We start from the raw sequence: 7,828 nt of genomic DNA, 5'->3' as shown, positions 1-7,828 counted from the left end.
GGAACGCTGTTGGGGTATCGCCAAGCGGTAAGGCAGCGGGTTTTGATCTCGCCATCCCTAGGTTCGAATCCTAGTACCCCAGCCATTTTTCTGTTCTCTTCCACATCAGTGGTCGATAACAAACGGCTATGTAGCTCAGTTGGTTAGAGCATCGCACTCATAATGCGGGGGTCACAGGTTCGAATCCCGTCATAGCCACCATTAATATTGCGGAAGTGGCGAAATTGGTAGACGCACCAGATTTAGGTTCTGGCGCCCTAGGCGTGAGAGTTCGAGTCTCTCCTTCCGCACCATTAATAGCAGTACCAAACAGACCAGCTCACGCTGGTTTTTTTGTATCTGAAATTTGCCTCTCCCAAGTTTTTCTCTCGCTCCTCTATTAACCCATCGCCACGTTAATTCCCGTCCATATCACTCTTCACTGATTCTGATCACGCCTTGACACTCTTGTCTCTCGGCCACAAAAAAGCGGCCCGCAGGCCGCTGGTGCACACATTCATCATCCCGGTTATCAGAACGGGAAGAACCAGGGGATCGCCACCACGCTCACCGCCATCACCAACAGGGTGAATGGCACCCCGATACGGATAAAATCGGCAAACTTGTAGTTGCCCGGCCCCAGTACCAGGGTATTCACCGGTGACGAGACCGGCGTCATAAAAGCGGCCGAGGCGGCGATGGCAATGGTCATGGCAAACGGATAGGGCGATACCCCCATCTGCTGGGCCGTGCCCAGCGCAATGGGCGCCATCAGCACAGCTGTCGCGGTGTTGGAGATAAAGAGCCCGATCACCGCGCAGAGGGCAAACAGGCTGGCCAGCATGACCCGCGGCCCCATCTCCCCTACCGCATTGATCAGACCACCGACGATCAGATCCACCCCGCCGGTTTTTTGCAGCGCCAGCGCAAAGGGGAGCATACCGACGATGAGGATCAGGGTCGGCCAGTGGATCGACTTGTAGGCACTCTCCATGTCGATGCAGCGAAACTTGCCCATCAGCAGACAGGCGATCAGTGCGGCAATCACGTTGGGCACCGGATCGGTCACCATCAGCAGGATCATCACTCCAAGACAAAAGAGGGCATGGATCGCCTGGCTGCGGGCGGGAGCCATCTCGTCCACTTCAGCGGGCAACCCCATCAGCAGAAAGTCGCGGCTATGGGTCTGCAACTGTCTGATGTGGCTCCAGTTCCCTACCACCAGCAGGGTGTCGCCCATCTGCAACGGCTCGTCTACCAGCTTGCCTGCCAGTGCCTCACCATCGCGGCGCAGCCCCACCACGCTCAGACCATAGCTGGAGCGGAAGGTCACCTCACGCACGCTTTTACCCAGCAGCTTGGACTCGGGGATCAGCGACACCTCGGCCATCCCCACCTCCCGCGCCTGATCGGAGAAGTACTCCCCGCGCAGGATCATGGGTTCGAGCCGCGCCTCGGTGCAAAACGCCCGCACATCCACCTCGGGGTCTGACATGTCGATCAGCAGCACATCCTTGGCCTGGAACTCACTGATCCCGGACACCGGCACCATCACCCGGCGAAACTTGCGCCAGCGCTCCACCCCGATGACGTGGGCACCATAACGGGCACGCAGTTGCAGCTCGTCCAGGGTATGGCCAATCAGCGGGGAGTCCGGCCGCAGCGCCAGACGACGGGCCCGACCGGCCAATCGGTAGTCTCGAATGAGATCTCGCAGGGTGCGGCGCCCGGTCGGCTTGCCCTTGCCCTCTTCCCCTTCGCCCACCATGGAGCCGCGCACCAGCAGCATGTAGAGGATGCCCAGCCCCAGGATCAGCACGCCCATCGGGGTGAAATCGAAGAACCCGAAGCCGTGAATGCCGTGGCGCATCAGCTCACTGTTGACCACCATGTTGGGGGGCGTGGCCACCAGCGTCATCATGCCGCTGATCAGCCCGGCAAAACCGAGGGGCATCATCAGGCGACCGGCCGGGATCCCCATCCGGTTCGCCACGCTCAGCACCACCGGGATAAAGATGGCCACCACTCCGGTGCTGCTCATCACAGCCCCCAGACTCGCCACCGCTACCATCAGCAACACCAGCAGCTTGGTCTCGCTGCTACCCGCCACCTTCACCAATGCATCCCCCACCTGATAGGCGATGCCGGTGCGCACCAGCCCCTCACCCACCACAAACAGGGCGGCAATCAGGATAACGTTGGGATCGCTAAAGCCCGCCAGCGCCTCCGGCAGGGTGAGGGTGCCGCTCAGCACAAAGAGGATAATGATCAACAGGGCGACCACATCCATGCGCACCTTGTTGGTCATGAAGAGATAGATGGCGCCAGCCAGCAGACAGAGCACCCAGACAAGCTCGGAATTCAATGCAACCTCCTTTTATCACGTGATTCTCCTCCCGGAGAGTGGACTCTATCAGACCACAGCCACGGCGCTATCATCTTGCTACATATCAATAAAGTCCGGCCCGCCGGGGCCCCATAACCCATCACTGCTGGAATAACCGGGCAGCAGCGGCGATTTCTTTGATATGGGCCAAGCCCGGGGCGGACAAAAGTCCTGCCCCTCCTCCCCCTCACCCCTTAGAATGGCGCCCTCGCATACTAACCCTCATGCCCAAGGATCAGAAAATGAGCATATTCGAGCTGTTCAGCATCAATAACACGCTAGTGACCATACCGCTGGGTGGCGGCTATGCCATGTCATGGATTGAAGCCATCGGCACCCTGTTTGGTCTGGCCTGTATCTGGTTCGCCAGTCAGGAGAAAACCATCAACTACCTGTTTGGCCTGATCAACGTCAGCCTGTTTGCCATCATCTTCTTCCAGATCCAGCTCTACGGACTGTTGATGCTGCAGCTGTTCTTCTTCTGCGCCAACGTCTACGGCTGGTACGCCTGGACCCGCCCGGCCAACGATCAGGGGGATACCCTGCAGATCCGCTGGCTCAGCAAATCCAAACTGATGGTGACCGCCGCCGTGAGCGTGCTGGCCATCGCTCTGCTGACCCGCTATATCGACCCGGTCTTCGCCACCCTGGCACGCACCTCGGTCTCCCTGCTCAACCTGTTTGGTGCCAACCTTGCCATCCCCGAGCCCTCCCCCGATGCCTTCCCGTTCTGGGATGCCAGCATGACGGTGCTCTCGGTCGTCGCCCAGATCCTGATGACCCGCAAATACGTGGAGAACTGGATCCTCTGGGTCGTCATCAACATCATCAGCATCGGTGTCTATGCGGCGCAGGGCGTTTACGCCATGTCGCTCGAATACCTGATCCTGCTGTTTATCGCCGCCAACGGCACCCGCCTCTGGGTGATTGCCGCCAAGCGCCAGCCACAAGGTCTGTAAGCCATGAGTCTGTTACCCCATCTGCAGTGCCGCCCCGACCAGATTGCCGAGCGGGTGGTACTGTGCGGCGACCCGGCCCGGGTCGATCGCATCGCCAGCCAGCTCGAACAGTGTGAAGTGCTGGGGCAAAACCGGGAGTTTCGCCTCATCAACGGCCGCTATCATGGGCTGCCCATCACGGTCTGCAGCACCGGCATCGGCGGCGCCTCGGCCATCATAGCGCTGGAGGAGCTGGTGCAAGCCGGCGCCACATCGCTTATACGGGTCGGCTCCGCCGGTGCCCTGCAACACGACATCGGGCTCGGCGATCTCATCGTGGTGGAAGCGGCGGTACGCAATGAGGGGGCCTCGCAGGCCTATCTGCCCGCCGAGTACCCCGCCTGCGCCGATATCTGGCTGCAGGCCGCCCTGCTCAATCAGGTGGCGGCCAGTGGCCAACCTCATTGGCACGGGCTGGTGCGCTCCCACGACAGCTTCTATCGAGATGATGAGCAGGAGGTGTGCCGCTACTGGCATGCCCGTGGCGTACTGGGCGCTGACATGGAGACAGCCTCCCTGTTGACCGTGGGTCGCCTGCGCAAGGTGCGGGTCGCCGCCGTGCTCTGCAACGTGGTGCTGTTCGAGCAGGATGTGCAGCAAGGGGTAGCGGATTACGCCAGCGCCGAACAGGCGATGATGGCCGGTGAGCAGCAAGCCATCGCCGCCGCCCTCCACGCTCTGGTGCAATAAACCGCAAACCGTTAACTGCGGCACATCCGCTACCGTGCGGGCTGGTATCCGGCCCGCACTCTTGCTAGCCTCATGGCCCTCGTCATCCGGTGCGACAGGCAAGTCATGCAGCAACAGCCCTACCCCCTCGGCCGTTTTCACGCCGAACTCCAGCAGCTTGAACCCCGCTTTGCCGCGGCGCTCGACGCCTGCACCCTGTTTCTGCGCCGTTACCTGCCGGGCGAATTGATCATGCGGCAGGGGGAGCAGAGCGAGCAGCTCTATCTGGTCGAACATGGTCGGGTCTCCCTCAATAGCGCCGTCCACTCGGGCCGCAGCTTCCAGCTCGGCGAAATAGCCTGCCACAACCAAATCTTCGGCGAGATGGAGTTCTTCAGCGCCACCCCGGTGCAGTGGAACGTGGTGGCCGAGACCGAGCTGGACGCCCGGGTCATCTGTGCCCACAAGCTGGCCCAGCGACTGCTAGCCGAACCCGAGCTGACCCTGTTCTTTGCCGCCGCGCTTGCCAGCGACTATCTCGATACCCTGGAGATCACCACCAGCCGACTGCTCCACCCCATCGCCTACAACATCGCCTACGAGTTGTGGCGCGAGCGCCAGCGAACTCCCATGCTGGGGTCGCGCAAGCGGGCCCATGAGGCGGCGCGCTTCGGCACCACAGAGCGGGTCTACCGCCGCGCCCTCAAGGAGCTGGTCGAACAGGGCATAGTGGCCGACAGCAGTGACGGCCCCGTTATCGCCGATCTGACCAGGCTGCGCGCCTATCTCGACCTTTGATTTCCATTCATCCCATTTCGATTCACCCTGTCAGGAGTCACCATGTCTACTCACACCTATCCAGAGTTCACCTTCTTCAGCCGCTTCGTTGCCGACATTCAGGCGGGCCGCAAGACCATCACCATCCGCGACGAAAGCGAGGCCAACTGGCAACCCGGCCAGCGGCTGGCCCTCTTTACCAACCCGGAGCACCAGCCCTTTGGCACCATTGAGGTGCTCTCGGTCAAGGCGGTCTCCTTCGATGAACTGAACGACGAGCACGCCCGTCAGGAGAACATGACCCTCCCCGAGCTCAAACAGGTGATCCGCGATATCTACCCCGATCTGCCGCCGCTCTATGTGATTGAATTCCAGCTGCTTGAAGTCTGATTTTGTGAGCTGCCTCAGCTAACGCCGGTTGCGCTCTCTGGCTAAAGGCGCAAAGTAACTGTTTTTATATACAGTTTCTGGTGCGTTATGGATATACAACTTGAACCGGCCATTGCGGCTATGGTGGCGGAGTTCATCGCTGCAGGCCGCCCCAAGGCGAGTAGCCTGAGCTGGCAGGCACGACGTGAAGGCTATCTTGCTTCGGCCATATTGGGCGGTGAACGGGAGGAGGTTGGCGCTGTCGAAGAGTGGCAACATGGCCATTATTCCATTCGCCTATATCAGCCAGCGCCCACCTCAAGTGCAAGCCGTCCGGCCCTGATCTACTTTCATGGCGGCTGTTTTGTCAGCGGTGAGTTCGACACTCACGACCGCCAGATGCGGATGCTGTGCAATCGCGCCGAGGCACTGGTGTTCGCGGTACATACCCGCCTTGCCCCTGAACACACCTATCCTGCAGCACATGACGATGCACTGGCAGCCACGCTCGCCATCATGGCCGATGTGGAGAAATGGCATGGGGATCCGGCAAGGATTGCCCTTGCGGGCGACAGTGCTGGCGGCCACCTAGCCCTGATCACCACCTTGCGACTCAAGGAGCGAGGCGCCCCCTTGCCTGCTGCCCAACTGCTCATCTATCCGATGCTCGATGCTGCTGGCGACAGTGATAGCTATCGGCAGCTAGGGGATGACTACCTCATCACCCGCGACATGCTATTAAGCGGTTTTCACGCCTATCTGGGGGAGCAGCCCGCCACTCACCCCGAAGCTAGCCCTCTCCACCATCCGGACCTGTCAGGATTACCGCCGACCCATATCGTAACGGCGGAATATGATCCGCTGCGCGATGAGGGGGAAGCCTTCTATCGCAAACTGCTGCAAGCCGGTGTCACGGCTACCTGTCAGCGGCAACTGGGTGTTATACACGGCTTCATCCAACTGGCCAGAGTCAGCCCCGCGGCGCGTCAGCTCATTGAACAGCTCTCACTGCTTATCAGGAGACTCTGATTTGGCCTTTGCCGAGCGATGTGTTAATAGTGTCCTCTTTTGAATCAGGGAGGTCACCCGAGTGTTTGAGATAGCGAGCCTGAAAGAGGGGATGATGCACGGGGTCGAGCTGTTCCAGCTGCTGCTGGAGATCATCTCCATCGCCTGTGTGGTGATAGGGCTTGGCAAGACCCTCTGGCTGGCGGCACGGATGGAGGATCACGAACCGGGCTTTCCCCGCATTCGCCTCTGTTTTGGCAGCTGGCTCATTCTGGCGCTGGAGTTCCAGCTGGCCGCCGACATCCTGGCCACCACGGTGGCGCCGAGCAAGGAGGAGCTGATCCGCCTTGCCATCATCGCGGTGATCCGAACCTTCCTGAACTACTTCCTCGGCAAGGAGCTGGAAGCCCAGACCGAACGCCAGCAGGAGCAGCGCAGCGAACAGGCCAAGGCTGCTCAATAACCAGTATTCCTGCATAGCATCAACGCTAAGTGCCGTGCCATCCCGACCACAGCCGTGGCCTGGGATGGCACCTTTGTGACCCTTCCCGCACTTTTGGCAATCAGCCAACTATGGAACCCTTTTCAAGGTTTCCCCTGCCCTGTCGAGTAGCAGCTCATCTGCGTAAGATAGAAAATCTCCTCCCCCAACCGGCCACGCTGATGAACCCGCAACCCCTCCACACGTCCGATATCAACCTCGATAGCTGCGTCATCTACCAGATCTACCCCATGAGTTTTCAGGACAGCGATGGCGACGGCATGGGCGATATCAACGGCATCCGTCAGCGCCTCGACTATCTGGTCACCCTCGGGGTCGATATGCTGTGGCTCACCCCCATCTATCGCTCCCCCAAACGGGACAACGGCTACGATGTGGCGGACTACCGTGCCATCGACCCCGCCTTCGGCACCCTGACCGAGATGGAGCAGCTGATCGCCGAAGCGGCCGCTCACGGCATCGGCATCATGATGGATATCGTCGCCAACCACACCTCCACCGAGCACGAGTGGTTTATGAAGGCACTGGCCGGCGATCCCCGTTATCAGGGTTATTACGTATTCCGGGATCAAGCCTTTGTCGATGCTCACCCCATTACCTCGATTTTTGGCGGCAGCGGCTGGCAGTACGTGCCAGCGCTTGATCGCTACTACCTGCACAACTTTGATGCAAGTCAGGCCGATCTGGACTGGGACAACCCGGCGGTGCGGGCCGAAATGGCAGAGGTGATCAACTTCTGGCTGGGCAAAGGGATCAAGGGATTTCGCTTCGATGTGATCGACATGGTGAGCAAGGAGTGGGACCGGCTGGCCATGAGCAATGGTCCGCGCCTGCACGACTATATCCGCGAGCTCAATGCCGCGAGCTTCGGCGGCAAGGGGATCATCACGGTGGGGGAGACCTGGGGGGCCGATCTCGCCCATATGCAACGCTACTCCAGTACGGATGGCAGCGAGTTCAGCATGGTGTTCAACTTCGAGCATCTGGGGCTCGGCAGTGACAAGTGGTCATCCCGCTTTGATCCCCTCGCCTTCAAACGGGCCATGGCCCGCCACCAGCAAGGGCTGCACGGGCGTGGCTGGAACAGCCTGTTTCTCGGCAACCACGACCTGCCTCGCGCCGTCTCCCGATTTGGCGATG

At 60.3% G+C, this 7,828-nt stretch carries 8 protein-coding genes and 3 tRNA genes; 10 read left to right on the top strand and 1 reads right to left on the bottom strand.

Annotated features, from left to right (window positions below):
- The first annotated feature begins 10 nt into the window (after positions 1-10).
- The 3 genes from DBR30_RS08740 to DBR30_RS08730 all read left to right on the top strand — a co-directional run bounded on the left by DBR30_RS08740 (position 11) and on the right by DBR30_RS08730 (position 293).
- A tRNA-Gln gene (locus DBR30_RS08740) sits at positions 11-85 on the top strand.
- A 39-nt stretch (positions 86-124) separates the two neighbouring features.
- Positions 125-201 (top strand) — tRNA-Met (locus tag DBR30_RS08735).
- Between the two features lie 8 nt (positions 202-209).
- Positions 210-293: transfer RNA gene (locus tag DBR30_RS08730), tRNA-Leu, on the top strand.
- A 218-nt stretch (positions 294-511) separates the two neighbouring features.
- On the opposite strand, the gene DBR30_RS08725 is transcribed toward DBR30_RS08730, so the two are convergent.
- Entirely contained in the window at positions 512-2,344 is a 1,833-nt protein-coding gene (locus DBR30_RS08725) for an SLC13 family permease (RefSeq protein WP_108542068.1), read from the bottom strand.
- Positions 2,345-2,607: 263 nt separating this feature from the next.
- Between DBR30_RS08725 and pnuC the strand changes: the two genes are divergently transcribed.
- The 7 genes from pnuC to DBR30_RS21955 all read left to right on the top strand — a co-directional run.
- Complete coding sequence (gene pnuC, locus DBR30_RS08720) at positions 2,608-3,324, top strand: nicotinamide riboside transporter PnuC (protein WP_040066934.1); 717 nt, start codon at positions 2,608-2,610, stop codon at positions 3,322-3,324.
- A 3-nt stretch (positions 3,325-3,327) separates the two neighbouring features.
- Complete coding sequence (locus tag DBR30_RS08715) at positions 3,328-4,053, top strand: nucleoside phosphorylase (protein ID WP_108542069.1); 726 nt, start codon at positions 3,328-3,330, stop codon at positions 4,051-4,053.
- 105 nt (positions 4,054-4,158) lie between these two features.
- Positions 4,159-4,830: a Crp/Fnr family transcriptional regulator gene (locus DBR30_RS08710; RefSeq protein ID WP_108542070.1), complete on the top strand. Its 672-nt coding sequence runs from the start codon at positions 4,159-4,161 to the stop codon at positions 4,828-4,830.
- Positions 4,831-4,872: 42 nt separating this feature from the next.
- Complete coding sequence (yqfB, locus tag DBR30_RS08705; protein ID WP_108542071.1) at positions 4,873-5,199, top strand: N(4)-acetylcytidine aminohydrolase; 327 nt, start codon at positions 4,873-4,875, stop codon at positions 5,197-5,199.
- An 87-nt stretch (positions 5,200-5,286) separates the two neighbouring features.
- Positions 5,287-6,207 (top strand): alpha/beta hydrolase, encoded by a 921-nt coding sequence (locus DBR30_RS08700; RefSeq protein WP_108542072.1) that lies wholly within the window; start codon positions 5,287-5,289, stop codon positions 6,205-6,207.
- A gap of 61 nt (positions 6,208-6,268) precedes the next feature.
- Positions 6,269-6,649, top strand: a complete 381-nt coding sequence (locus DBR30_RS08695; protein ID WP_108542073.1) for a DUF1622 domain-containing protein — start codon at positions 6,269-6,271, stop codon at positions 6,647-6,649.
- A 200-nt stretch (positions 6,650-6,849) separates the two neighbouring features.
- Positions 6,850-7,828, top strand: a 979-nt coding sequence (locus DBR30_RS21955) for an alpha-amylase family glycosyl hydrolase (protein ID WP_258224369.1), incomplete at its 3' end; no start/stop codon positions are given.

Source organism: Aeromonas sp. HMWF017, assembly GCF_003061465.1.
Taxonomy (GTDB): Bacteria; Pseudomonadota; Gammaproteobacteria; order Enterobacterales; family Aeromonadaceae; genus Aeromonas; species Aeromonas veronii.
The sequence above is the reverse complement of the archived record's forward strand: the minus strand, read 5'-3'. Positions and strand labels throughout refer to the sequence as shown.

Bases quoted from the DNA above. Each gene is read 5' to 3' on its own strand.
- DBR30_RS08710 (WP_108542070.1), top strand. From the start codon at position 4,159: ATGCAGCAACAGCCCTACCCCCTCGGCCGTTTTCACGCCGAACTCCAG.
- DBR30_RS08715 (WP_108542069.1), top strand. From the start codon at position 3,328: ATGAGTCTGTTACCCCATCTGCAGTGCCGCCCCGACCAGATTGCCGAG.
- yqfB (WP_108542071.1), top strand. From the start codon at position 4,873: ATGTCTACTCACACCTATCCAGAGTTCACCTTCTTCAGCCGCTTCGTT.
- pnuC (WP_040066934.1), top strand. From the start codon at position 2,608: ATGAGCATATTCGAGCTGTTCAGCATCAATAACACGCTAGTGACCATA.
- DBR30_RS08700 (WP_108542072.1), top strand. From the start codon at position 5,287: ATGGATATACAACTTGAACCGGCCATTGCGGCTATGGTGGCGGAGTTC.